The sequence below is a fragment of the Porphyromonas circumdentaria genome, from assembly GCF_900167105.1.
Classification (GTDB): domain Bacteria; phylum Bacteroidota; class Bacteroidia; order Bacteroidales; family Porphyromonadaceae; genus Porphyromonas; species Porphyromonas circumdentaria.
Genome location: NZ_FUXE01000015.1, coordinates 26,706 through 50,881 on the forward strand (window position 1 = coordinate 26,706; position 24,176 = coordinate 50,881).

Sequence of the window (24,176 nt, forward strand, 5' to 3'; positions counted from 1 at the left end):
ATTGAATAACTTAAAAATGATTACAGGAGGTTCTATAAATCTCTCTTGCCACAGTTCTCTCGCAGAACCTCTTTAGGCGAGTTTTTCCGTAGTTTTTTGTTAATGCTCCGAAATTAGTCTTTTTTATTGGTTTGGGGAAATGCTTTTATTTAATTTTTGCGAGTTTCTGGAAAATGTGTTGCGTTGAGATGTTGCCTAATTTTCCGTTCTTAAAGCCCTACTTGCAGGCTCTCTTCTTGTAACGAATGAGCGTGAGCGATACTCTCTTTTCATGCTTTCTCTCTTTCGTTAAGTCGTTTCTTGCTCGAGGTTTTTACTTTGCAAGAGAAAGCAAATACACTCTATGGCATATAGATACAAAAAAGCTCCCCCAAAAACTCTCTTAGTGCGAGAATCTTTGGGGGAGTTTGTTATTTTGAGCTCTATTCTTTAGCTCAAGAGAAAGACATTTTTATGCCTTAGGAATGTTCTTCAAGACTTCGAGTAAGTGACGCCAGAAGAGATCTACCGTAGCGATTTCCATACGCTCTACAGGAGAGTGTACATCTCTAAGTGTAGGTCCGAAAGAAACCATATCGAGGTAAGGATACTTAGAGAGGAAAAGACCGCACTCAAGTCCTGCGTGAATTGCTTTAACAGCTGGTTCCTTACCGAAGAGCTTCTTGTACGCATCGATCGTTACTTGTAGGATAGGAGAGTTGGGGTTAGGGCTCCAACCTGGGTAGCCATCACGTACTTCTACCTCTGCACCTGCAAGGTCAAACACACTCTTAACCGTGTTACCTACGTCTGCTTTGAGTGATTCGCTGGACGATCTTTGGCTGGTCTCTACAACAATTTTGTTGTTCTCTTTCATCTTGATAGAGGCAAGGTTGGTAGAGGTCTCTACAAGTCCTTCGATAGCGTGGCTCATACCCATAACGCCGTGGGGGCATGCGTAGAGTGCCGAGATGAGGCGTTGTGTAGTATCTCTGTCGATGATACGTGTAGGATTCTCTACAGAAGAGAGTGTAACCTTTACGTTAGGATCTACTACTTCCAGCTCGGTACGTACATCTGCATCCAATTCGTTGATAAGGATAGCCAATTCTTCCTTACGATTCATAGGTACTCCGATAAGAGCCATCGCTTCACGAGCAATAGCGTTGTGGAGGTTACCTCCGTCTATCTGTGCCAATACCAAAGGCATCTTTTCGCGGATGGCATAGAGGGCACGGTTGAGAATCTTGTTGGCAGAGCCTAAACCTACGTGGATATCGCCGCCTGAGTGTCCGCCTTTAAGCCCGCTTACGTTAATCTTTCCGTAGAAGTAGTCGGCAGGCGTAGCCTCGGTTGTGTAGTTGAAAGTAGCAGTTGTACCCATACCTCCTGCGCAACCGATAAACATTTCGCCCTCATCCTCACTATCGAGGTTGAGCAAAATGGTACCTTTGATGAATCCAGGGGCCAAGTTCATCGCTCCCGTAAGACCTGTCTCTTCGTCTACTGTGAATAGACACTCGATAGGTCCATGCTCTAAGCTGTCGTCGTCGAGCAGTGCCAACTCTGCCGCTACACCGATACCGTTATCGGCTCCGAGTGTGGTTCCTTCTGCACGTACCCACTCTCCGTCGATTACGGTGCGTATAGGGTCTGTGTCGAAGTTGTGTACTGTATCGTTGTTTTTCTCGCATACCATGTCCACATGGCTTTGGAGTACTACGGTCTTAAGATTTTCGTATCCGGGAGTTGCCGCCTTCCTAATTACGATGTTGCCAGCTTCATCTTGGCTGTAATCGAGTTTACGATCTTCGGCAAACTTCTTGAGGTATGCCAAAATCTTTTCTTCTTTCTTAGAGGGGCGTGGTACCTGAGTGATTTCGTGGAAGTAACGCCAGACAAGTTCAGGTTTTAGGTCCGTAATGTTCATTGCTTTGTTATATAAATTTTAGTTCAATTCTTCTAATTCATTCCCTTTGTCTTATGGGAGTAATATACTAACTTTGCCTTGTGCAAATATAAGACAAAATGATGATATTGCTCCTTATTACGCTCTTGATAGTCGGTATCGCACTCCTCCTTTTGGGGGTACGCGTTTTTTTCGTGCGCGGGGGTTCTTTCCCCGATACGCATATCGAGTCGAGCAAAGCTTTACAAAAGAAAGGGATCGGATGCGCCAACAAACAGTTGGAAGATGCTACCCATCGGCGCAATCTCTTTGATCGTATGGACGAATAAGATTTCTTAAAAACTAACACTGGTCGTAAGACCCTAATTCAACGAAGTATAGTATGCAAAAATTCTCTCTCAAATTATCTGGCACTCTCTTGGGTACTTTTCTTATTTTCCTCGCTCCCTCTTGCTCTCAGGGCGGGAAGAACGATACTCCTGCTGGGGCAAAAGGAGCCGTTACACAGGAGGCTACCGTGGCACCCACTGCTCTTAAAGTCGCTTACGTACAGCTCGACTCTGTGCTCAATAATTACCAACAGTACAAAGATATGCAGCAGAGACTCGAGAAGAAGGGCAATGATAGTCGTGCCTCACTGACGGCAAAGATGAATGCCTTGCAACGTGCGGGGGCAGACTTTCAACAGAAACTGCAAAACAATCAGTTCCTAACCCGTGAAGCAGCAGAGGCAGAGCAGAATCGCCTTATGAAAATGGAGCAGGAAGTGCAGAAACTCAACGCTACTCTCTCGGAACAAATGCTCAAAGAGCAACAGGCTGCTGAGGAGAAACTCTACAATACCATAAAGGAACGTATTGCCGAGCTCAATAAAGAGTGGGGGTATGATTTGATCCTCACCAACGTACGTGCCGACAATATGCTCTATGGCAACCCCGATTTAGACATCACGGGAGCGGTAATAGCTGGCCTGAACGAGGGCTATACCCAAGAGGCAACCCCTGAGGCTACACCTGCTCCTGCGAAAAAGTAGGAAACAAAACATCTAAACCCGAACACTTGTTATGAAACTTTTTTACATTCTTGTTGGCCATCAGCAAGAGGGTCCGCTCTCTTTGCAAGAGGTCTTAGAGCGTAATCTGCCCGATGAAACGCTCGTTTGGTGCCAAGATTGGGCGCAATGGCAACCCTTTGCCTCGGTGAAAGAGGCTTTGGAAATGGAACTTGCCTCCCTGCAGAGTGGGGCAGACCCCTATTTCCTCTCTACGCTTACCGAACGTCTGGGCTCTTTTTCGCTTGAGGAGTTGGAGCGCCAGCCTCATTTGTTACAGCAAGCAACCTTGGTGTGGAAAAAAGGTATGCCCTCGTGGGTGGAGGTTGATAAGATCGAGGAGTTACGGCGTATCAAAGAGCGTTTCTCCTCGGAAAGAGCTACCCCAAGTACATCTCAAACAGACGGAGAGAGCCAGCGAGAGCAGGGCAATGAACCCCCTCCGATAGATCCCTCTTTTCATAGTCACAGAGAGAGCTCACAAGGGCTCTTTGGAGAGGTGCCTCCTTCGGCGCGTGGTGTCAAAGCAGACTCTTTGTGGCACTACTTTACTCGTGGCTTCACGGAGCGTTTTGCCTCTTTCTCGGGGCGCGCTCGCCGCAGTGAGTTCTGGGGCTTTGTCCTTTTCTATTATATCTTCTCTCGTTTCTTTTCTTTCTTGGGCAGAGGAGTGTGGTGTACGGGAAGATCTATCTTTTGCTTCCCTCGATTTCATACATGGAACGCGAGAATAGAGGGCTTTTTCTCGGATATGATGGCACGATTGAACGGTTTTCTTGAGACTTTCTTTTCGTGGATGGGTTTCTCGGCTCTAACTTTCTTAGATGCTATCTTGATGTTGGTGTCTCTCCTTCTGCTGATACCTTTACTGGCAGTGGCTGTGCGCCGACTGCACGATGCGGGTTACTCTGGGTGGTACCTTCTTTTAGGGCTAATCCCCCTTGTTGGATGGATATTCCTGCTGATTCTCTTCTGCAAAGATAGTGTGAGAGGTGTCAATAGATATGGAGTAGCTCCCAAGTACCCCAACGAGGCTTGAAATCGTTACATATAGGTAAATTCTATAGCTAAATAGATGCTATCTTAATGTCTTATGGTGAGTAATTATATACCTTTGCCACTGCTTAGAAAAATAAAAAAGGAAGTAAAGATATGAGTATGCAAAAGTATATTTGTGAGCCATGTGGTTATATTTATGACCCAGCTGAAGGAGATCCAGATAGCGGTATCGCTCCAGGAACACCATTTGAAGCCATTCCAGACGATTGGTCTTGCCCCGTGTGTGGTGCAGAGAAGAGTGACTTCGAGCCTTATTTCGATTAAAGGATAAAGGTTTACAATACCTTACAAGTTTTGAATTACACAGAAGCTCCGATGAGGGAATCTCTCTTGTCGGAGTTTTTTTGTCTATATATAACCTCCCCATAGCGTGCAGGGGCATATCGCAGGCGGTTTGCCGCTTCTAATAGCTGCTTTCCTACTTCTTTATGTCCCTACGGCAGTCTTTTTATAATGCCTCAAAGGGGAGGTGTGAGGCGCATTTTGATGAATGCTCTATGAGGTTGATTATAGGTGCGTTATGATGCTGTACGAGAGCCTAAAAGTTTGCATACGAGCGAACTCGAGTTTCCTCCTGTGCAAACTTGAGTTACCATACGAGGGAACTTTCGTTTAGACCTATGCAAACTTCGCTTAATACTCGTGCAAACGTTGTACAACAGACGTGCTTACAAAAGATAGAACCCATGGCATCGAAACGTAAAGGGCTTTTTGCCTGGAAAAAACTACTGGAAAAATCCCTAACCCATCTCAAAAAAGGGGATAAAAAGGCACTATAATCATAACAAGTGGGGATTGTCTATCCTCTTACTACTCAATACTTTTGCTCCCGTTGTTACTTCTTATCACTCGCACCTCCTCGTAGGGGGTGTGCATTCCCTTGCCCGATAGTTATCGAGCATTAGCGGGAGAAGTAACCGAGTAACTCGTAGCTTAAACAGTAGATGCAAAAGATAGAAACAAGATTGAGCAACGTGCCCGAGACCATGCTCATAACCCTCTGGGCTAAAGCGATAGAGACCAACCGTACAGATGCCTTGCTTAGAGATTGGAAAGCACTGGAACTGATGCGGAAGATAGAGTACGATTTTTCTAAGTTCAAAAAGGCGAAGTTCTCTCAAGCTGGGTGTGTAGTGCGCGCTCGACTTATCGATGCCGAGATAGAGCGTTTCTTGTCGCTTCACCCCGATGCTGTGGTGATACAGTTAGGAGCTGGGCTTGATGCCCGTTACGAACGTTTGGGATGCCCCGAAGTTACCCACTGGTACGATTTAGACTTGGACGAGGCGACCCAATTGCGCCGTACCCTACTTGCCGAGAGTGAGCGCAATACGTTCCTTTCGGCCTCTCTTTTCGATACTGAGTGGATGGAGCAAGTGCGTGCGCATAATAAGCCTACACTCGTTGTCATAGAGGGAGTGCTGATGTACTTTGCCCCCGCGGAGGTGAAAGCCTTTTTCCAAAATCTCTGTACCCACTTGGATAATGCGACGATACTTTTTGATATGCTCGCTTATGCTCTGGTGGGGCGCGCGAAACAGCACGACTCGCTCTCGAAGGTGAGTCCCGATGTTGAGTTCAAATGGTCATTATTAGAGAGCCGTGAGATGGAGACTTGGCACGAGAAAATTAAGCTGGAAAAGGAGTATTACATGAGTGATTATTGCGAAAATCGCTATCCAATCCTCTTTCGGGCACTTTATAAAATACCCTATTTTTGGCGTCGTTGTAATCAACGCATCGTGCGCTTGGGCATTACGGCTCTCGATACCACCCCACGAGCCTAAAAGCCGACGTATCCCTCTCTCGGGAGTGGCGGCAAGTTAGCCGATTAGGTACTCGATATTGCGGTAGACCTCCTCAACAGCCTCCCCAAAGGTAATCGGCATGAGCGATGGGCGTTGGCTGTGCCACATAGGTAGACGAGCCACCATCTGTTGCAGGGTTTGCCCTATCTCCTCTACATTGTAGGCATCGAAGAGAGCTATGCTCCCCCCCTCTTGGGCTATGGAGGCAATACCCGATTGACGGCTCACGGCGGTCGGTAGTCCCATGATTAGGGCTTCGTTGGCTACAGCTCCGAACCGCTCCAACGTGCTGGGAAGTACGAAAGCATCTGCCGCCGCATAGTGTTTGTAGAGCTCTCGCCCCTCTTGTTTACCACAGAAGAAAATCTGCCGTGCGACACTACTTTGCGACGCATACTTCTGTAAAGTCTCGGCCTCGTGTCCCTCGCCCACGAGGAGTAGCTGCACCTCGGGCGAATGGCTAAAGGTGCGCTCAAAAGCGATGAGCAGGCGCATCAAATTCTTCTCGGGAGCCAATCTACCTACAAAGAGGAGTAGTTTGCTCCTTTCGCCTGCTTTTTGACAGAATATATCACGTAGGGCTCTCGCCTCTCCTTGCACAAGAGCATATTGCTCACGAAGGAAGGCTTCATTTTGTATGATGGGCATCGTAAAGAAGCGGTTGCTTCTGGGGAAATGCTCCCGATAGAGCTGTTCGGTACGTTTGTCGCAGAGCATCCAACCGTCTATGTTGGCATAGTTTATGACCTGTTTTTTGAGGCTCCAGCTGTCTCGTATTAGCTCTTGCGCTATGGGGTAACTGTCGTCGCAGACCACTACAAGGCGCATCGGATGTGAGGAAAAGGCTTTGTAAGCCCAGAGCGTCGCGGTAATTAGATTTACCTCGCTCATAAAAACGATATCATATTGTCCCCGTCGGCATATATTCCAGAGTTCCTCTCGCCAGTTCGGTAGTAGGTTAGGTCCTGCTTTGAGCACCTTGTAGGGAAAGCGTATGCGTTGCTCCCAGTGCGAGGCATCGAGCGTTTGCTCCTGCATCGAGGGGTACTCGAAGTATATGTCGGGCTGATAACGTTGATAGAAATCGTTGAAGAAGTCTATGCGATAGGGTGCTAAGGCTCTGTGGATAACCAATATACGAGGCTTCATAAAGGATAAATTTTAGTGGGTGAGAGGGCTTGGGAGCTTCTGAAAGAAGCATTTAAATGCGTCGATGGAGCAGTTGTGATATGGAGAAGGGTAGGGTGTATTGTCTCAAAACAACCAGAGTACAGCATAACCCAAGCGCAAGATTATAGAGATTGTAGCACTCCGCTTGCGTGCCAGTAGGGAAGCACAGGGTAGCGATCCTCCTCAAGGCATACTGGTATAGTGGCCAAACGTCCCAAGCGTTCCAATCGTTGGTAATGCTCAAAGCGACTTGTGTAGCTACACAAATCATCCCTATGTAGTCGGTAAGCCTCTAAGGGGAAGAGTAGGGCATCGTTGTACGTTAAGGGGCAATCTGGTTCGGTAGCGATATTTTCAGAAGAAGAAACTGTACATTCTTTTGCAATGCGTTCGTAGAGAGCGGCGGCAAAAAGGGTATCTTCGGCACAAACGGTACCTTTCCATCCCGCTGCGATAACCATTACTTCGGGGTAATCTTTCGATAGAATATGCCGAACGAGCCGAGAGAGATTGCCGAATGAGCCTACACAGAGGTTGCGATACCCCAACTGAAGGGCCATATCTATCGAACGTGTGCCGTTGGTCGTGGTAAGTACGACGTGTTTGCCTCGGACGATTTCGGGAGTGTACTCTTCGGGGTCATTGCCCAAGGGTGCAAAGTCGCATCGCAAAGCATTGCGCTCGGCAGCCACAAGGTATTGGGGTTGGTTGAGATAGCTTTGTGCTTCCTCTTCGGTTGCTACGGGGCGTACAGAGCGTGCGCCGTGATAGAGTGCCGAGAGGATCGTAGCCGAGGCGCGGAATACATCTGTAACTACGAGCAAAGCCTCCAGAGGAGGTTGGTATAGTGATAGAAGATCGGGAGAGGGAGAGAGCGTTATGCGCATGATAGAGTTAGATTAAGAGGGGCCTACTCTCCTTCTCCAGTGGGATAAATCTCCTCGAAAAGTTGTTCTAAGCTCTTTACAAACTCTTCGCCCTCTTGGAGTTTTAGGTATTCTGTTCCGTCGCCTTTCCTTATTTTCACCTCCTGCGTATAGGGGAGATAACGTACCTCTTGCAGTTCGGTGAGGCGTGCTACGGGGTGTAGTTTGCGACCATAATCGTTGCCCGCCATAAGGAGATAGGCTTCGTGGTCTATGGAGTAGTAGGTGTTTTGACGGAAAAAGTAGATAATCCCTACGGGAATCATGCCCACGGGAGGTATAAGCGTCCACCACGGAGCTGGTGTATGGATAGCGATAAGCACTGTAAAAATGCCTAAGGCTATAGCATATAAACAAGCCAAAACAATAGCTATCTGCCGATTTTTTATACTGCGTCGCAGGTAGTACCTTTTGTGGGTTTCCTTTTGAGGCTTTGCATTCATATCGTTTTCTTTAGTATCTGAAAGCTATTGTTTGGGCTTTGGGTCGTATCGGGTAGCTTAGAATCGGTAGGCTATACCGATTGAGAGGTCAATAAGTGAGCCAGGACTAAAGAGAGAGTAGTAAGCAAGGTGGTTGGTTGCTTGGGGTTCTTGCATTGTAGCTCCTTTCTTTCCAAAGAGAGGAACAAACTTTAGTCCGCCATCTATCGAGATATGCCATTTCTCCTTACGGGAGAGGGGAACCATACCCCCTATGCCAATGCCTCCTCCTGCATAGTAAGGACGACCGTCCACAGCACTTTCCGCCCAAAAATGACCGCCTGTAGCGGTGAGGCGTCCATAGAGACCTTTGCCCACTCTCCCGAGTAAATAGTACTTCATATGCGTTCTAAGGGCAATCGTAGGGGTAGAAACAAGCCAAAGATTACTTGTAACCTCTCCCGAGATACTCCATTTGTTGCTCAAAGCCTGCTCGAAACCGATATTAGGCCCTAAGATAAAGGTAAATGGGCGTAAGGTAAGAAAGGTACCGCTACCTCTCGTTGCCTCGGAAGGAGCCTCCTTGGAGCGCATACTCATCTTGTTACCCGATGTAGAGATGGCTTGATGGGAAAAAGAACTTGCCTCTTGGGCTTGCAATACTACTGTGCCACTGAGGGCAAGGGTTAAGGCGCAACCGAGTGCCTTTCGACTAAATTTTTTCATTGTGTTTGTGTATTAACTTAATTTCAATGGGTGTTTGAGCGCAAATATAGTTAATAATTACACAAATGACAATGAATTGCTTGCTTTTGGGCACTCTGTAGATTCCAGTATCAAGTGCAATGCTCTTCTACGCTACAGAGCGTCTCTTCCAAAGTGTACACAACCTTAAAATTCTTTCTTTTGTACCTGTTTTTCCCTCCTCGAACCTTGTAAAAAGTTTCCATATATGCAAACTTCACTTCCCATATATGCAAACTTTAGTTTCTATCTGTGCAAACTTTTCTTCTCTCCTATGCAAACTGCAAGGATTACGATTTTATTGAAATAAAAAGAAGATTGTGCCGAAAAAGTATCGATACTGTCCCGTGGCAATACTTCCTGTGTTTCGCAAAAAAGTCCGTTGTAAAAGACTTTTTAGGAGCCTATGCAACGGACGTATGTAGCGGTATAAAAGTGGAGACCTTATCTGCGATAAAGATCGAGGAATATAGTCTTCAATACAAAGTCGTACTTCGCCCGCAAGGCATCTATTTGTGCCATGAGAAGTTTATTCTCTGCTTGTTCCAGTTCGTAAGTTGTACTGCGTCCCTCTTCAAAGGATATGCGTACCGCTTCTGCCGACGAACGGGCTGCCCGCTCGGCATTGCCCGATGCTACGATAGTGCGCTCTGCGGCTACTGCATTGGCGTGAGCTTTGAAAATCTCTTTGTAAAGCCCCAAATCGGCATCTATCTTGTCGGTTTTGGCAGATATTAAGTCGATTTTGGCCTGACGAATAGCCTGCGAGGTGGCGAAGGCATCGAAAATAGGTATTGAGAGCGTTACCCCGAGGAAGAAGCGTCCGTTGTGTTTGAGTTGCTCTGCAAGCGATTGATTCATAGCTCCTTGATTTTTCCCGAGCAGACGGAAGTAGGCGTTGCTATAGCCTGCATTGAGCGAGAGTTGAGGCCAATATCCAGTGCGAGCCGTACGTATGCGCTCTTCGGCAGCGGCGATGCCAAAGTCGGTAGCTTTGATTTCGGGGCGACGGGCAAGTGCCTCCTGATAGATGGAGGCAGGGGGAATGATTTTGCTACGTGCCTCTTGGATGAGTTGCTCTATGTCGGGGGTGATGATCTGTAGAGGGGCTTCGCCGTAGTACTCTACTGCTACCGATAGATCTACCCGTATAATAGCTGCAGCATTCTCGGCTTCGATGAGCGATGCCTTATCTGCTTCGAGTTGTGCCTCTACCTCGCTTATCTTCGAAGAAGGCCACTTACCTCCCTCTACAAAAGCGCGTGTTTGTGCCAATGTACGCTCGGTTTGAGCAATGCGCAGGCGAGCAACGCGTATGATCTCCTCTTGCAATAGAAGATTGTAGAAGAAGCCTGCCACGCGGAGTTCCGCACGCTCACGCAATCCTGCCAGAGCAGCGTCCGATTGTGCCTCACGTAAACGAGCCATTTTAAGGGCAGAGGGGCGACGTAACCCCGTAAAGAGATCGTATGAAGTTGCTATGGTTATGGATGAATTGGCCGATGAGCGTTCCTGATAGATACCTGTATTGTCTTGCGCTCTTCCGAGCTCCCAATTTTCCTGTACCGAGGCTTGCAACGAGGGTAGGTAAGCACTCTTGGCTTTATCTAAGTTGAGGCGCATCATAGCACTGTCTATAAGCTGTCTGCCCACATTACTATCGAAGAAAACACTACGCGCTACACACTCTTCGTAAGACATAGGTCGGTGGAGCGACTCATATATGGTTTCCAATTGCTGTGCTGCCATGCGAGGGGCAGTGAAGAGCATAATGCCGAGTAAGAGTAGGTATTTACAATGCTTCATATAGGAAGTTTATCAAAAATGATTGTATCTAAAAAGAAAGTGACCACGAAGGTACTACTAATCATTTAGCTTTACACCACGCACTTTCTCGCCTGCTTTGAGTCCTTTCTTCACTTCGATGTTGATGCCGTCAGAGACCCCTGTTTCGATTTCTCTCCGTTCGGTGCGGAGCTTGGGAGCCTCCTCGAGAACTACCTCGACAAATGTTTTCTCGCCCTCGAACTGTAGGCAAGCCTCGGGTACGGAGAGCACTTTGTAGCTGGCATTGAGTATAACCTCTGCATTGGCACTGTACCCTGCTCGTATTGCTTTACCCTCGGGAAGCTGTACGTTGGCTTTGATTTCGTAGAAGTTGGTACCCATATTGTCGGTTCCCTTAGGGGCGATGTATTCTATTTGCGCTTTGAAACGCTCTTTGCCAAGGGCTCCTATGGTGATGTAAGCTGGCATACCGAGGCGGAGCTTCCCTATCACAGTCTCATCGACTTTGCCCGTGAAGAGGATATCGTTCATATCGGCGATGCTTGCCACCGTAGTACCGTCATTGAAAGTGTTGGCTTGAATCACCGAGTTTCCTACCTTGAGGGGGATGTCGAGTATCATACCCGAGATGGTGGCACGTACCAGAGTGGTAGAGGTAGAGGCGGTACCTGTCGATTTACCCGTGAGAACGATTTGCAACGCCTCTTGCGAGGAGGTTACCTCCTCTTGCGCTTGTCGATAAGTTGCTTCTATGCTCTCGAATTCTTCCCGTGCGATTACCTCTTTGTCGAGCAGTACTTTGCCACGTTGGTACTGTTCGTTTGCCTTTTTGTAGGCAATCTCTGCCAGTCGCACACGGCTCTCGGCACTTGTTACCTGCATCATTTCGGGCACAACGGCTATGCGGGCTATAATATCTCCTTTCTGTACAATGTCGCCTGCCTCGTGCATAATCTCTGCCACGATACCCGAGAGTTGGGGTTTGAGCAGTACCTCATTGCGAGGTTCTATACGTCCTGTAAGTACGGACTTATTCTCGATAGTATCGGTTTGTCGCACCTCCTCGATGGCATAGCGGTCGGGTTGCTTGCGAGACTTCTGGAAGAGGAAGACGAAAACAGCCACTATAACCACGGCAAAGAGGGACCATCCTAAGATTTTGAAAAACTTTTTCATCGTATTTGTATCTGTCTTATTGTTTTTTATTCATCACGGAGTGCCTCAATGGCTTTAATCTTAATAGCGCGTGTTACGGGAAGTAAGCCCCCTAAAATACCGCTCACCACCACAATAAATACCGCCAAGAGTGCCACCTCAAAGGGAATAATAGGATGATAGATAAAGGAACTGGGGCTACTCTCAAGCAGACTGTTTACTCCTATCATAAGCAGTATACTCGGTATGAAACCTGCCATACCTGCCAGTGTGCTAAGAGTAACCGACTCTAAGAGTATTTGCCAAATGATGTCTCTCGGGCGGGCACCGAGGGCACGCCTTACACCTATCTCTCGCGTACGCTCTCGTATCGTTACGAGCATGATGTTACTTACCCCCACAATCCCCGATATGATGGTGCCGATACCTACGAACCAAACCAAAAAGTAGATAGATATAAGGAGCATATCCATCATTTGGAAAAATTGAGAAAGGTCGAAGCTCATCATCGCTCCCGTATCGTCGGGGGCAACGTCGTGAAGCATCCTTAGAGTGTGGTTCACACGGTCGAGTACCCTTTGGGTATCTTGTATATGAGGTGAAACTGAGAAGACAAGGGCATCTATGAGCTCTCCATCTCCATTTTTGTGTCGTATGGCTTCATTGGTTAGCAACATCATACGGTTGGTAGAGCCGAACATGTTTATGTTCTCCGAGGCTTGCTTTACCACACCTACTACCGTGTAACTGCTCCCTTTGTACTCTACCTGCTGGCCTATGGCAGGCTCTGAACCGAAGAGTTGTTCTCTGATTTCCTGTCCTATGAGGCAGTGGTTACGCTCTTCTCGCTCATCTATTTCGTTGAGCAGTCGCCCCTCCAGTACTCTAAGGGATAGTATCTTGAAGTAGTCGGTATGTACGCCCAAAACGTTGTGTACGGGTACGCGCCTGTCGGCATGTATAAGGGTCTCTTCGCGTCCCGAGTTGAAATTGACAGGTGTGATACAGGTAATCTCGCTGTGGCGTTGGCGGAGTGTCTCGATGTCGGCTTTAGTAAACGACCATACACGCCCTTTGGCAAAACCTTTGTAGGCTTGAGTTGTTGTAGTAGGTATAGTCGTTAGCGTATTATGGGCTATTCCCCTCAACTCGCGCTGCATGGAGTTGTTGAAGCCATAACCTACGCTGAGCAAGATAACCAGTAGAAAAATACCCCAGAAGAGCCCCATGGCGGTAACTACCGTACGCCTGCGATTGCTCTTTAGCGTGGTGAAAACTTCCCTCCACGTATCACTGTCGAATAGCTTTTTCATACCTTTTCGTCTCTCTCCTTATATACACTGTTACTGCTCTCTCATAGCCTCTATGGCGGGTATACGTACCGCTTTGCGTGCTGGCATATAACCTGCTAAGGCTCCTGCTACCACCATCACTGTAAGGGAAGCCACTGCAACCCATACGGGGATTACAGGGTTTTGGAAGAAGATAAAGGTCATCCCCTCCATGATCTGCCGTGAGCCGAGCCCCGAGGTATTGAGGTAATAGTCTGCTCCAAAGAGGAGGACTACTGCAAGGGTGAGGCCGATAAGCCCCGAAATGATGGTCACGAAAATCGCCTCCGTGAGTACCATGCCCACGATGTGCCGTGGGTGCGCTCCCAACGCCTTACGTATGCCGAACTCTCGCATACGCTCCTGCACCGATACCAGCATAATGTTGCTCACGCCCACCACACCTATGGCAAGTATCGAGAGCCCGATGAACCAGAGGAAAATATCTAAGCCTAAGAATACTTTGTGCATCATGCCCGAGGTTTCGAGCATATCGTTAGACATGCTAACCGCCCAGTCATCTTCGGGAGAGAACCCTTTGACCAACGCCAAGGTCTGGCGTACTCGTTGCTCCAACTCTTTGAAAGAGGCTTTGTCCCTTATACTGGGGCAGTAGAGGAATAGATTGCTGTAAGCCGCTCCCTCGTCGGGAAATTGTGCCGCCATGGTCGTAAACGGCGTGTAGCAGACGGCATTGCGGGAGCCCGAGAGCTTGTAAACGCCCACTACCGTATAGGAAAAGGGGCCTAAGAAGATAAGTCGCCCGAGTATAGAGCCGCCTTTGGGACGCAGGCGTCGGGCGGTATTGTCGTCTATCACCACGTTGCGCGTGCCATTCTTTATATCTCCTAGCGTGATGAATCTACCCTCAACGATGGGAACTTGCTGTATCTGCTCGTCGTATTCCGAGAAAACGCCCCGTATCTCCAGTCCGAAATTGGAGGTTACTATTTCACCCTCCATAGAGGCGTTATCTACCCACTTGTTGAGTTGCGGATAGATGCCCTCGATTTCGGGAAATTTGCGCTGGAGGAGTTGCAGATCCGAATCGTATAGCTTTATCATGCGCCCCTTTTCATACCCTCCATAGGGTAGGCGAGTGGTGTAGCTCGAGAGGGTGCAACTACCCGATCTCATTCCTACGGCGGCAACATTGGCATTGATACCATTGCGTAAGCCCGTGCCTGTACCGAGTAGTAATATGAGCAAAAGTACGCCCCAACCGACCGAGAAACCCGTCAGAAACGTGCGTAGTTTATTGCGCAAGAGCGATGCCGACACCTCTGTGTACCAGTGAAACATGGGGTTATTGCTTTAGGGGTTGTTTACTATGGGTTGCTTTGCTATACTATCAGGTTGTTGTACTGCTGTACGTCCCTTTTCGGGGTGCTTTGTTGCAAGCTTTCAAGGCTCTTATAACCTCTTAGCCGACTATGATGCCATCTCGTATATGTATGGTGCGGTCGCACATTTCGGCGACACTTGTTTCATGGGTTACTACGATGAGGGTGCGCCCTTCCTTATTGACCTGTTTGAGTAGCTCCATTACTTCGAGGGTCGTTTGGCTGTCGAGTGCTCCTGTCGGTTCGTCGGCAAGGATTACTTTCGGCTCTGTGATGAGGGCGCGAGCTATAGCTATGCGCTGTTTCTGCCCGCCCGAGAGTTCGCTGGGCAAGTGGTGGCCCCACTCTTCCAATCCTACGGCGCGGAGCAATTTAAGGGCTTTCTCTTTTCGGAGGGCACGCCCTACCCCCTGGTAAAATAGGGGGAGGGCAATGTTTTCCACGGCATCTTTATAAGCGATTAAGTTGAAAGACTGAAAGATGAATCCAATCTCTCTACTCCGCACATCGGCAGCTTGGCTTTCCGTGAGGTTGCGTAGCGAACGCCCATTCAAAAGGTATTCCCCCTTGTCGAAGGTATCCAGCAATCCGAGGATGTTGAGCAGTGTACTTTTGCCCGAACCCGAAGCACCCATGATAGCCACCATTTCGCCCTCTTGTATTTGAGCATTGATGCCTTTGAGTACGTGCAGCGGTTGTGCTCCAGGGTAGGTTTTTTCTATTCCACTCAGTTCTATTAGTGCCATCGTGCGTTATTTTTAGACTCGCAGCAAAGAGCTTTGGAGGTGTTTGCTTTGAGTGTTTTATCTTAATAATACAGCGCAAAGATATTTAATACATCTGTATTGTCCAAACGATATACCCAGAAAAGTGCTTACTTGTTTCTTTTTCAAAGGGAATAGCCTCGCGAAAGAGCCATGTGGGAAAGCCTGAAAAAGCTGTTTTACAACTATTTATCGAGCTTTTAACGGGCAATAAATCCAAAAGGATAAAGTGTGCCAAAGGTTGCTATGTGCGATGGAGAAAGTTCTCTCCTATGCAAACTTCAGTTTCCACTAATGGAAACTAAAGTTTAGATATATCAAAACTTGAGTTTGTATAGGAGGAAACTCCAGCCATGTTCTACCTGCACTTTGCCAACCTCTAATCCTGCTCTCAATCATCCTCTAAAAAATCAAGAAAAAGAGGCTTTTCAACTCTTCAGATGGAGCAAACAAATTTGAGTAGCAGTGTATGTCTTCTAAAAATTTTAATTACCTTGGCGCAAGATATTTGCAGTTTTTCAATCATTAACTGTCTGTTTTTTCAAAAGTATATCAACTTGTAAAACTATTAAACGATAAAGGATAGACTATTCTTTCAAAGAAGAAACGATAATCTTACAAATAAAAAGCGTATGAAAACTAACAGATTGTACACATGGATTGTGGCACTTTTCGTTGCCATAGTTTTTGTCCCACTAACCCGAGCACAAAATGCTGTAATAGGGGGTGAGGACACAAAGGTCGATTATGCCAATTGGCTATTGGGCATGAAGACAAAGCTCTGCGTTGCCGATAATGGATGGATGTACATCATGAGCTATACGGTCGATGAGGCGGGAAATACGGTCGTTAAAGTGTTTCGCTCCATAGACGATGGAGTAACCTTTGAAAAACTAAAGCAGTGGAAAGCACCCGATAAATGGGTTTATCCGCAGGTTGATATTATGGTAACGGGTAAGAATAAGTCGGATATTAAGCTCTGGGTGGCAGAACTGGCCAACAATGCAGAGGAAAATAGGGGAGCGATGAAAATAAAAACTTTCGATGCCGACTTGATGGAGGCTACAGAGATACTCTCCAAGGAGTTTAATGGTCGGTTGTATGCCGTTTCCATCGCCTCTGACTACCAGTCGCCCTCCTCGCACTCGGAACCTTTTGGGGTTGCCATTGCCCTTACGGGGTATGATGAGGGTAAGAACGAGAGCTTCCTTCACTACTATTACTCTTTGGATGGAGGAAAGAGTTTCGCCGACAAGGGTATCTACCATCAGAGCGAAGAGCATGGACTCGGGAGTGTGAACCTCTCTCTGGGAAGTACTTCTGAAGGTATGAATCATGATGGATGGTCTTTGATGGGAGTTGTCTTTGAGATGAATGTGGGGGAAATCGGCTTCCTGACCAACTTCATAAACTACGATGACGCGTACAAGATGACACAACCTATAAAGGTAAATGACGAGGGGGACAATACGTATGACCCCAAAATCCAAATGATGCTTAATAGAGAGAGCAACAACACAGTAGCGGGGAAGGCGTGTCATAACTTCATAATAACCTACACAGATTGGTCAGAAGAAGAAGGGCTAAATATTATCTATCTCTACCCCAAGGAAAGTTTTTCCTATAAAAAAGGTGATACCCACTCCTCTATGGATGACTTGAATAGACTGGCTTTTGCAAAATCTGTTGAAAATGACCATGCTGCCAGCATTAAGTACGATACGCGCAATAACCGTTATAGGTTCTCTTGGGTACATGAGAAGGTAAAGGGTGAAGAGTGGGAAATCCTGTACCGATGGGCCGATTACGATAAAATAAATGACCCAAATGGTTGGAGCGAGAGTTACATATGTGCTACTTCTTCCCATCCTCTTTTTTGCACGAGCGTAGAATTCAATCCTGTGAAGGAAAAGGCTTGCTGGGCTTGGGTAGAAGAATTTACTGACGAAACGATAGTAGGGACACTATGGATGGACGCTGAGTGGGAGAGACTTACTGCAACGGAAGAAATCATCTTCCACAAGGTCGGAATGGAGCTTTACCCCAATCCCGCGCATGACTACACGACGATACGCTTGGAAAAAGAGGGCAACTACCAAGCTATGCTCTACGATGTAGAGGGTAAGATGGTTAGAAGCTTCGCTTTCGAGGGTAATGAATATAAACTGGAAGTGCAAGATTTGCCATGTGGCAACTACTACCTGCGCACTACATCGGGTAACGATAGTTACACGGCCCAACTCTTAGTAGAGTAAGCTCAATAACTCGGAGCGAATACCCTGCTTGTATAGGGTACTCGCACTGCTCTCGCCCGTAACGAGAGTAAACAGAAAGAGGCTACGTTGGTAATACGGCGCAGCCTCTTCTCTTGTATATCCAGCACCCTAAACGTAGCGTATAGCTCTGAAAAGTCTTACTAAGGGCATAAAAAGATGTCACCGATGCAGAGTTATTTTGCTCTGCATCGGTTCTATCGAACTAGTTGAAAAGAATGAAAAAGTAAGTATGAAGATTAAAAATGATAGTAGTATGAATTGTGTGTTACCCACCTATATAAGGATTATTTATCTTTCCCCAATTAAATTGTAAGCGATGGTTTTCTTTCAAAGAATTGGTTACAGTTCGGTTTGGGTCTCTATTCTCCCGCATAGCCTACGCTTAGGCGACGGACAAAAAGCCTCACTTCCACGACAGGGAGTTATTCGGGAGAGAAAGTTGACACAGATTGTACAAACCAATACGCTCCATCGAAATACAGGCCTTTACGCGCACAAAAATACAATGAAGAGGAGCAGATTTCCAAAATAATGAAATACCTATTAATAATTATTTTCTCTCTTTTAATACATAATTATAGGGGTGTGATCTCCTTTTCATGAGGTTAGAAGGCTTTTTCTCCTTCATAAAAATGGGTCGGAGTGGCACCCTATCTCCCAAAAGTAAGGAGGTACTTTTGTGCTCAGAAACGCAAAGAGTAGAAACACTTTTTGAAGCTGAGATCTTTGAAATTTGAGTAAGGCACACAGGGCTATCGGGACAATCTTTGGAGCCGTGTAAAGAGTGTCGTAGAGCATCGCCTCTCCCACCCTATCCACTATCCTTATTGTAAAGAGATCATGAAAAACACCAATAGTAATAACCTTAAAACAATAATCTAAAACTATGGCATTAAAATTCAAATTAATCGAACGAGAAATGAAAATCGGCAAAAAAGCAGGTCATAAACTCTTCTTTGCCCAGCAAGTAACACAGGGTAGAATATCCTTTGACAAGCTATGCAATATCATAGCCGAGAGTTCTACCGTCTCTTCTGCCGATGTCAAGGCCGTTATCGACCGTTTGGCACATGTATTTGGCCAATTCCTCACCGAGGGATTCATCATCGATTGTGGCGAACTCGGCTCTTTCCGCCCCACTCTCGGAAGTCAGGGTGTAGAGAAAGAGGAGGAGTTCAAAACCCATAAACACCTTCGCAAGCCTCGCATCCGCTATTTGGCTCCTCGCAGTTTCAATGCACTTACTCTGGCAGGGTTTCAACGTATCGACAAGAACCCCAATAAACCAGATGGCAATGGCACAGCACCGCTACCTCCTTCACCAGGAGGCTCTGTACCTCCCCCTCCTGCACAGGGAGGAGAAGAGAGTGGTGAGGGCATCTAATCACACCTCGTAAGGCTTTCTTCGGCTCCAAATAACACACCCGATGCAGACTGTAAACCCTTCTGTTTCTATTTGTTTGCAGAGCTCCTTGTCTTTGTAGCTAACCCCTACGCGGCAAGGGGCTTATTTTATTAACCTTTTAATCTAACAAACAACTATGGACATTGTAAACATTATTGCCGCTTTAGGCGGTTGGGAATTGGTACGATTTGTTCTGAACTATCTCTTTTACCGTCGTCGAGAGGGCGAGCCCCCTTCTTGCTCAAAGAAAGACTTCGACGGAGAGGCTAAACCTCAGGAAGAGGAGAATCCCAAGGCGCAAGAGGGAGAAGAAGAGGACGTGACAGCCTCTCCCGAAGAGTAAAACACCTCCCCGACACCCCCTGGTAGTAAGAGGTGTCCCGTGCAACAGAATTTTGTGAGACTTTGTAGGATAGTTCTTTTTTACAATGCTCTCCAAAGAGGGTGCCTATCTACGACAAGGGGCTGTGTCAAAATTCATTTTTGGCGCAGCCCCTTCTACGGTTTATGAGAAATCTTCCCCTAAAAAAGTAAAACTTTGGTATTTAACTAAAAATATGTAGATTTGCAAAAGAAAGAGGCTCTTGTGTTCTTTTTTTTCTGGTAATCTGGTTTTAATAACAAACAATAATGATATAAATCAACAAAATGAAAAAACTTTCACTGAGGAACATGTCCGTGGCGATAGCTACGCTGTTCATTGTAATGTTTGCGATGCCTTTTATGGCAAAAGCGCAGACCCAATACGGCCTCATTATAGCAGGGGTTTCAGTAACGTCGGAGAATTGTAATGACCTCTCCGTTATTGATGGCGTTAGCGGAACGGTTAAGTACGCCCCGAGTAGTAACACCCTCACGCTGGAGGATGCAACGATTAATGTCGGATATGAGAGAAATTGCATTTGGGTGAAAAATACAAGGGAAACAGACCTTATAATCGTAATCAAGGGAACATGCAGACTCTTCTCTGATGGAGTTCCTGTTTATATTGAGAAAAAAACAACCATTACAGGTGGAGGAACTCTTTTTTCGGAATCAGCCAATGACGTCGGAATTTACTTGAAAGGTACCCATCTTACTATTGATGGCTGTCGTGTAGAAGCCAAAGGTATACAGGGCATAGGGGGCCCTGATGGAAATCTCACCATCAAGAAGGCAACAGTAACCGCAGAAGGGAGCAGAGGTTCAATCGGTGGCGGCTTAGCATCGCTTACGCTCGAGGGCTGTGAAATCACCGAACCAGCAGGGGCGGTATTTAACGAAGGTAAGTATGCCGTATGTGATGCTGAAGGCAATCTCATCACCAGTAAAGTTGTCATAAAACCTACGGAAGAAGTTATCAAATACAACCTCAAGATAGCAGGGGTTGAAGTAACGTCAGAGAATTGTAATGACCTCTCTGTCATAGATGGAGTGAGCGGAACGGTAGAGTATGATCTGGATACTGAGACCCTCACCTTGGAGGATGCAACGATTGAGGTAGGAGATGATAGAAACTGCATCGAATCAAGAGTAGAAGATCTTACGATTGTAGTCGAAGGAACATGTAGACTCTCTTCCACCACTTTTTCTGCATGTAATCTTAGGAGGAATACAACTATTACGGGCGGAGGAACGCTTTCCGCGGCATCAGTCGAGTCTTGTGGAATTTACCTGATTAGACTTACTATTGATGGCTGTCGTGTGGAAGCCAAAGGAGAATATGGCATAACGGGGGAGGATGGAGAGATAGGGGAGCATCTTACCATCAAGAATGCAACGGTAACCGCAGAAGGGAGCACTGGCTCCATCTGCGACTTGGCATCGCTTACGCTCGAGGGGTGTAAAATCACCCATCCAGCAGGGGCGGCATTTAACGAAAGTAAGCATGCCGTATGTGATGCCGATGGCAATATCATCAAAAGTAAGATTGACATAAAGCCTGGCGACCCAGATGCTATTGAACGCATTAGCCTGGAAGAGCCTGCTTATCGTGGCATATACAACCTACTCGGTATTAAACTCAATATCCCGTTTGAGCAACTGCCTTCTGGGGTCTACATTGTAGATGGCGTGAAAGTGTTTAAGAAGTAAGTAAAATCCTAAAGAGAAAAGAGAGGGCTGCGGCAAAACTGAATTCGCCACAGCCCTCTTTCTTTTGTCCCCAATAGGCTTAAAGGGGCAATTTTGACGATTACAAACCTTCTCCGATGAAACGAAGCAATGGAAAAACAAATGATGTGAGGCGTTAAAGCCCCCACGAAGCACGGTCGAGGCCTCTATAAAGTATCGCTTCGGCGATATGTTCTGCCGTAACGGCTTCGGAGTTGGCAAGGTCGGCAATGGTACGAGCTACCTTTAGAATGCGGTCATAGGCGCGTGCCGACAAGCCCAGACGCTCCATCGCCTGCTTCAGTCGCTTCAGTCCCTCCTCATCGGGGCGCGCATACAAAGCGGTAAGTTTCGGGGGCATCTGAGCGTTACAGTGGATATGAGGGAATGCCTTAAACCGCTCCGTTTGTCGCTCTCGAGCCTTCAAAACTCGCTCCCGAATGCGTAGAGAAGACTCCGCTGGTGTCGCATCGGAAATCTCTTCAAATGCTACAGGGGCAATCTCCACCTGTATGTCGATGCGGTCCATCAAAGGCCCCGAGACTTTTGCAAGATACTTCTGCACCGCTCCCGAAGCACAGGAACACGTTCGGGTCGGGTGGTTGTAGTAACCGCATGGGCAGGGATTCATAGCTGCCACAAGCATAAACGATGCAGGATAATCGACCGTCGCCTTGGCGCGGGCTACGGTTATGGTACGTTCCTCCATCGGCTGACGCATCAGTTCGAGTACATTACGGTTAAACTCTGCTAACTCATCTAAGAAAAGGACACCATTGTGCGCCAAACTTATCTCGCCCGGACGGGGATTTACCCCTCCACCGACAAGCGCAGGCACCGAAACCGAGTGATGCGGTGCTCTGAAAGGACGATGCGAAAGAAGTGTGGTATGAGGGGGAAGTTTCCCTGCCACGGAATAGACCTTAGTAGTCTCTAAGGCTTCGCTTAGGGTAAAAGGAGGCAATATGCCTGCCACTCTCTTTGCCATCATCGATTTGCCCGATCCAGGGGCTCCTACCATAAGGATATTATGCCCTCCAGCCGCCGCCACTTCGAGGGCACGCTTTACATTTTCTTGTCCCTTAACATCGCTGAAATCATAGAGTACTTCGCCCTGCTGACGCCCAAACTCAGCTCGAGTATCTACCTCGATGGGCGATAAAGAGATCCGTCCCTCGAGAAAATCTACCACTTCAGAAAGCGTATCGGCTGCATAGACTTTGAGCCGATTGACCACAGCTGCCTCTCGGGCATTGGCATGGGGAACGAGCAAGCCCTCGAAGCCTTCTGCCCTTGCCTTTATAGCTATCGGTAGTACTCCCTTTACAGGTCTCAGATGACCATCGAGCGAAAGCTCTCCGACCATCATATAACGAGCCAAATGGGCACTTTGCAACTGACCGCAAGCAGCAATCATTCCTACCGCTATGGGCAGGTCATAAGCCGTTCCCTCTTTCTTGAGATCGGCAGGACTTAAATTGACCACCATCCGTTTGCCATGGAGACGAAAACCCGAGTTTTGTGCTGCCGTATGGATGCGGTCATAGCTCTCACGCACAGAAGCATCGGGCAAACCTACGATAGAAAATGTAGTGCCCTCTGTGGCGTTTACCTCTACGGTTACCGTGTGGGCGTCTACACTCACCAAAGCAGCTGTAAAGGTATTGACCAACATAAAGTAATAGATGTTAGGGGGATTATCGGTAAGTCTGTTTTTTGCGGACGCTATCGAGGGCTGGCGTTAGTTTATTGCCTCGATACAATATGCGATTTTCTTTTGTTATGACGACGAAATAGGGCATCTCCTGTACTCCCAAGTGGCGCGAGATATAGCGAAATAGGAGCGGAGAGGGATACTCTGTATAGTAATGTGTGCTGCGCGCCAAAGAGTCTTGCCATACCACCTTTCGATGGGTGGTATCTGCTCTTACAAGTGTATCGGTACGAGAGGGGATTAGGGTGAGTATCCGAAGCGATTGGGAGAGAGTATCGGCTCGTAGGGCTTGATACATACCTTGCAAATGCTCATTTCCCCAGAGCGAATCGGTCATGGCAATGAGAAGATAACGCTCTGCAGTGCCCTTCTCTTCCCACTCTTTACGGAGCGATTGGGGCATAGGGAAGTACTCCTTTATCCGCCACAAAGTATCGGCTCCTCTACTTTTCCAATAGGCTATATAATTACTCAACCGAAGAAGCTCCATGGGGAGTTGCTCCTCTGGATAGATCTTAAGAAACGCCAAGGCTCCTTCAAAAGAGGCGAAATACTCTTCTGCCAGTGCGGCGATACCCTCTTTCTCTTTGTTGGCAACGATGAAGTGCGCAGCTTGGGTCTGTATGAAACGCTCCAAACGTCGTCCCTCCTGCACAAGGAGACTTCTCTCATTTTTTTTCATTGTAGCTCCCTGCTCTCGTAAGCGTAGGTCTATACGATCCAACTCTTGTAACGTTTTTTTCTCTTTACGCACAAATTGACGTCTTAGCTCCGCCTCGGGATACCCTCGGGACGTATGCAAACGTGGGGATGCAAAGTCGAGCTCAACGCGTACCTCCCTGCGAGGCGCAAGTTGTACTGCAAAAGCCCACTCTCCCGTAGTAGGGTAGAGAAAGGCTTTTGCCGTACTGGTTAATGGAAAGTATAATGTTTCTTTGCCCGACTTTCCCGTAAGGCAAAGAGTATCTACCGATACTTTCTCCAGAGAGTCGGTCATGTGTACCACTAATGTGGTGGTATCTCTCGCTGCCCCCTCCCAATGCAACTGCAAAACCGCCTCTCGCGGAGGTGTGGAAGAGCAAGCAAAAAGGGAAAAAGCTATTGCAATAAGAGAACTTTGCGATAGAAAAGACAAAAACGAAGAGGAGAAGAGCCTATTAGATAGAGTATAACCCCAGTGCTTTTCAGGGTAATTCGGCTCTCTCCTCTTCGTGATATTCATGCTACTCCTAAATATAAAA

At 47.2% G+C, this 24,176-nt stretch carries 21 protein-coding genes; 9 read left to right on the plus strand and 12 right to left on the minus strand.

From position 1 onward, the window contains the following. Positions 1–451 precede the first annotated feature (451 nt). Positions 452–1,909 (minus strand): aminoacyl-histidine dipeptidase, encoded by a 1,458-nt coding sequence (locus B5D06_RS07025; protein ID WP_078737297.1) that lies wholly within the window; start codon positions 1,907–1,909, stop codon positions 452–454. Between the two features lie 98 nt (positions 1,910–2,007). Here B5D06_RS07025 and B5D06_RS07030 point away from each other — a divergent pair, with 98 nt between their 5' ends. From B5D06_RS07030 to B5D06_RS07050, 5 genes are all read left to right on the plus strand, one after another. Next, positions 2,008–2,217, plus strand: coding sequence for a hypothetical protein (locus B5D06_RS07030; RefSeq protein ID WP_078737298.1), 210 nt, complete (start codon positions 2,008–2,010; stop codon positions 2,215–2,217). 53 nt (positions 2,218–2,270) lie between these two features. Beyond that, positions 2,271–2,921 carry an OmpH/Skp family outer membrane protein gene (locus B5D06_RS07035; RefSeq protein WP_078737299.1) on the plus strand — a complete coding sequence of 217 codons (651 nt, stop codon included), beginning with the start codon at positions 2,271–2,273 and terminating at the stop codon, positions 2,919–2,921. A 31-nt stretch (positions 2,922–2,952) separates the two neighbouring features. Then, positions 2,953–3,978: a DUF805 domain-containing protein gene (locus B5D06_RS07040; protein WP_143742639.1), complete on the plus strand. Its 1,026-nt coding sequence runs from the start codon at positions 2,953–2,955 to the stop codon at positions 3,976–3,978. A 119-nt stretch (positions 3,979–4,097) separates the two neighbouring features. Beyond that, the gene (gene rd, locus B5D06_RS07045; protein WP_078737323.1) at positions 4,098–4,262 is read left to right on the plus strand and encodes a rubredoxin; all 165 of its coding nucleotides are present in this window, start codon (positions 4,098–4,100) and stop codon (positions 4,260–4,262) included. A gap of 680 nt (positions 4,263–4,942) precedes the next feature. Next, entirely contained in the window at positions 4,943–5,785 is an 843-nt protein-coding gene (locus B5D06_RS07050) for a class I SAM-dependent methyltransferase (RefSeq protein WP_078737300.1), read from the plus strand. A gap of 36 nt (positions 5,786–5,821) precedes the next feature. Here B5D06_RS07050 and B5D06_RS07055 read toward each other — a convergent pair whose 3' ends face one another. From B5D06_RS07055 to B5D06_RS07100, 9 genes are all read right to left on the minus strand, one after another. After that, on the minus strand, positions 5,822–6,955 hold the full coding sequence (locus B5D06_RS07055) for a glycosyltransferase (RefSeq protein WP_078737301.1): 1,134 nt from the start codon (positions 6,953–6,955) through the stop codon (positions 5,822–5,824). Between the two features lie 143 nt (positions 6,956–7,098). Next, positions 7,099–7,863, minus strand: a complete 765-nt coding sequence (locus tag B5D06_RS07060) for a 2-phosphosulfolactate phosphatase (protein ID WP_078737302.1) — start codon at positions 7,861–7,863, stop codon at positions 7,099–7,101. A 23-nt stretch (positions 7,864–7,886) separates the two neighbouring features. After that, complete coding sequence (locus tag B5D06_RS07065; RefSeq protein WP_078737303.1) at positions 7,887–8,345, minus strand: hypothetical protein; 459 nt, start codon at positions 8,343–8,345, stop codon at positions 7,887–7,889. Between the two features lie 57 nt (positions 8,346–8,402). Beyond that, a complete protein-coding gene (locus B5D06_RS07070) occupies positions 8,403–9,050 on the minus strand; it encodes a DUF3575 domain-containing protein (protein WP_078737304.1) in 648 nt (215 codons plus the stop codon). Between the two features lie 462 nt (positions 9,051–9,512). Next, the gene (locus B5D06_RS07080; RefSeq protein WP_078737306.1) at positions 9,513–10,874 is read right to left on the minus strand and encodes a TolC family protein; all 1,362 of its coding nucleotides are present in this window, start codon (positions 10,872–10,874) and stop codon (positions 9,513–9,515) included. A 57-nt stretch (positions 10,875–10,931) separates the two neighbouring features. After that, positions 10,932–12,032 carry an efflux RND transporter periplasmic adaptor subunit gene (locus B5D06_RS07085; RefSeq protein WP_078737307.1) on the minus strand — a complete coding sequence of 367 codons (1,101 nt, stop codon included), beginning with the start codon at positions 12,030–12,032 and terminating at the stop codon, positions 10,932–10,934. Between the two features lie 26 nt (positions 12,033–12,058). Next, positions 12,059–13,324: an ABC transporter permease gene (locus B5D06_RS07090; protein ID WP_078737308.1), complete on the minus strand. Its 1,266-nt coding sequence runs from the start codon at positions 13,322–13,324 to the stop codon at positions 12,059–12,061. 30 nt (positions 13,325–13,354) lie between these two features. Then, positions 13,355–14,644: an ABC transporter permease gene (locus B5D06_RS07095; protein WP_078737309.1), complete on the minus strand. Its 1,290-nt coding sequence runs from the start codon at positions 14,642–14,644 to the stop codon at positions 13,355–13,357. Positions 14,645–14,765: 121 nt separating this feature from the next. Continuing rightward, positions 14,766–15,431, minus strand: a complete 666-nt coding sequence (locus B5D06_RS07100; RefSeq protein ID WP_078737310.1) for an ABC transporter ATP-binding protein — start codon at positions 15,429–15,431, stop codon at positions 14,766–14,768. Positions 15,432–16,081: 650 nt separating this feature from the next. Between B5D06_RS07100 and B5D06_RS07105 the strand changes: the two genes are divergently transcribed. From B5D06_RS07105 to B5D06_RS07120, 4 genes are all read left to right on the plus strand, one after another. Further along, positions 16,082–17,704, plus strand: a complete 1,623-nt coding sequence (locus B5D06_RS07105; RefSeq protein WP_078737311.1) for a TapA/TapC family T9SS-dependent outer membrane protein — start codon at positions 16,082–16,084, stop codon at positions 17,702–17,704. Positions 17,705–18,611: 907 nt separating this feature from the next. Then, positions 18,612–19,109 (plus strand): HU family DNA-binding protein, encoded by a 498-nt coding sequence (locus B5D06_RS07110; protein WP_078737312.1) that lies wholly within the window; start codon positions 18,612–18,614, stop codon positions 19,107–19,109. A gap of 157 nt (positions 19,110–19,266) precedes the next feature. Then, complete coding sequence (locus B5D06_RS07115; RefSeq protein ID WP_078737313.1) at positions 19,267–19,473, plus strand: hypothetical protein; 207 nt, start codon at positions 19,267–19,269, stop codon at positions 19,471–19,473. 305 nt (positions 19,474–19,778) lie between these two features. After that, positions 19,779–21,203, plus strand: coding sequence for a hypothetical protein (locus tag B5D06_RS07120; RefSeq protein WP_078737314.1), 1,425 nt, complete (start codon positions 19,779–19,781; stop codon positions 21,201–21,203). 154 nt (positions 21,204–21,357) lie between these two features. Here the strand turns inward: B5D06_RS07120 and B5D06_RS07125 are convergent, their stop codons facing one another. After that, positions 21,358–22,896: a YifB family Mg chelatase-like AAA ATPase gene (locus B5D06_RS07125; RefSeq protein ID WP_078737315.1), complete on the minus strand. Its 1,539-nt coding sequence runs from the start codon at positions 22,894–22,896 to the stop codon at positions 21,358–21,360. 22 nt (positions 22,897–22,918) lie between these two features. Next, positions 22,919–24,157: a hypothetical protein gene (locus B5D06_RS07130; RefSeq protein WP_143742640.1), complete on the minus strand. Its 1,239-nt coding sequence runs from the start codon at positions 24,155–24,157 to the stop codon at positions 22,919–22,921. Positions 24,158–24,176: the final 19 nt, after the last annotated feature.

Bases quoted from the DNA above. Each gene is read 5' to 3' on its own strand.
- B5D06_RS07040 (WP_143742639.1), top strand. From the start codon at position 2,953: ATGAAACTTTTTTACATTCTTGTTGGCCATCAGCAAGAGGGTCCGCTC.
- B5D06_RS07115 (WP_078737313.1), top strand. From the start codon at position 19,267: ATGGACATTGTAAACATTATTGCCGCTTTAGGCGGTTGGGAATTGGTA.
- B5D06_RS07095 (WP_078737309.1), bottom strand. From the start codon at position 14,644: ATGTTTCACTGGTACACAGAGGTGTCGGCATCGCTCTTGCGCAATAAA.
- B5D06_RS07125 (WP_078737315.1), bottom strand. From the start codon at position 22,896: ATGTTGGTCAATACCTTTACAGCTGCTTTGGTGAGTGTAGACGCCCAC.
- B5D06_RS07060 (WP_078737302.1), bottom strand. From the start codon at position 7,863: ATGCGCATAACGCTCTCTCCCTCTCCCGATCTTCTATCACTATACCAA.
- B5D06_RS07100 (WP_078737310.1), bottom strand. From the start codon at position 15,431: ATGGCACTAATAGAACTGAGTGGAATAGAAAAAACCTACCCTGGAGCA.
- B5D06_RS07085 (WP_078737307.1), bottom strand. From the start codon at position 12,032: ATGAAAAAGTTTTTCAAAATCTTAGGATGGTCCCTCTTTGCCGTGGTT.
- rd (WP_078737323.1), top strand. From the start codon at position 4,098: ATGCAAAAGTATATTTGTGAGCCATGTGGTTATATTTATGACCCAGCT.
- B5D06_RS07055 (WP_078737301.1), bottom strand. From the start codon at position 6,955: ATGAAGCCTCGTATATTGGTTATCCACAGAGCCTTAGCACCCTATCGC.
- B5D06_RS07090 (WP_078737308.1), bottom strand. From the start codon at position 13,324: ATGAAAAAGCTATTCGACAGTGATACGTGGAGGGAAGTTTTCACCACG.
- B5D06_RS07080 (WP_078737306.1), bottom strand. From the start codon at position 10,874: ATGAAGCATTGTAAATACCTACTCTTACTCGGCATTATGCTCTTCACT.
- B5D06_RS07030 (WP_078737298.1), top strand. From the start codon at position 2,008: ATGATGATATTGCTCCTTATTACGCTCTTGATAGTCGGTATCGCACTC.
- B5D06_RS07050 (WP_078737300.1), top strand. From the start codon at position 4,943: ATGCAAAAGATAGAAACAAGATTGAGCAACGTGCCCGAGACCATGCTC.
- B5D06_RS07035 (WP_078737299.1), top strand. From the start codon at position 2,271: ATGCAAAAATTCTCTCTCAAATTATCTGGCACTCTCTTGGGTACTTTT.
- B5D06_RS07065 (WP_078737303.1), bottom strand. From the start codon at position 8,345: ATGAATGCAAAGCCTCAAAAGGAAACCCACAAAAGGTACTACCTGCGA.
- B5D06_RS07025 (WP_078737297.1), bottom strand. From the start codon at position 1,909: ATGAACATTACGGACCTAAAACCTGAACTTGTCTGGCGTTACTTCCAC.
- B5D06_RS07120 (WP_078737314.1), top strand. From the start codon at position 19,779: ATGAAAAAACTTTCACTGAGGAACATGTCCGTGGCGATAGCTACGCTG.
- B5D06_RS07070 (WP_078737304.1), bottom strand. From the start codon at position 9,050: ATGAAAAAATTTAGTCGAAAGGCACTCGGTTGCGCCTTAACCCTTGCC.
- B5D06_RS07130 (WP_143742640.1), bottom strand. From the start codon at position 24,157: ATGAATATCACGAAGAGGAGAGAGCCGAATTACCCTGAAAAGCACTGG.
- B5D06_RS07105 (WP_078737311.1), top strand. From the start codon at position 16,082: ATGAAAACTAACAGATTGTACACATGGATTGTGGCACTTTTCGTTGCC.
- B5D06_RS07110 (WP_078737312.1), top strand. From the start codon at position 18,612: ATGGCATTAAAATTCAAATTAATCGAACGAGAAATGAAAATCGGCAAA.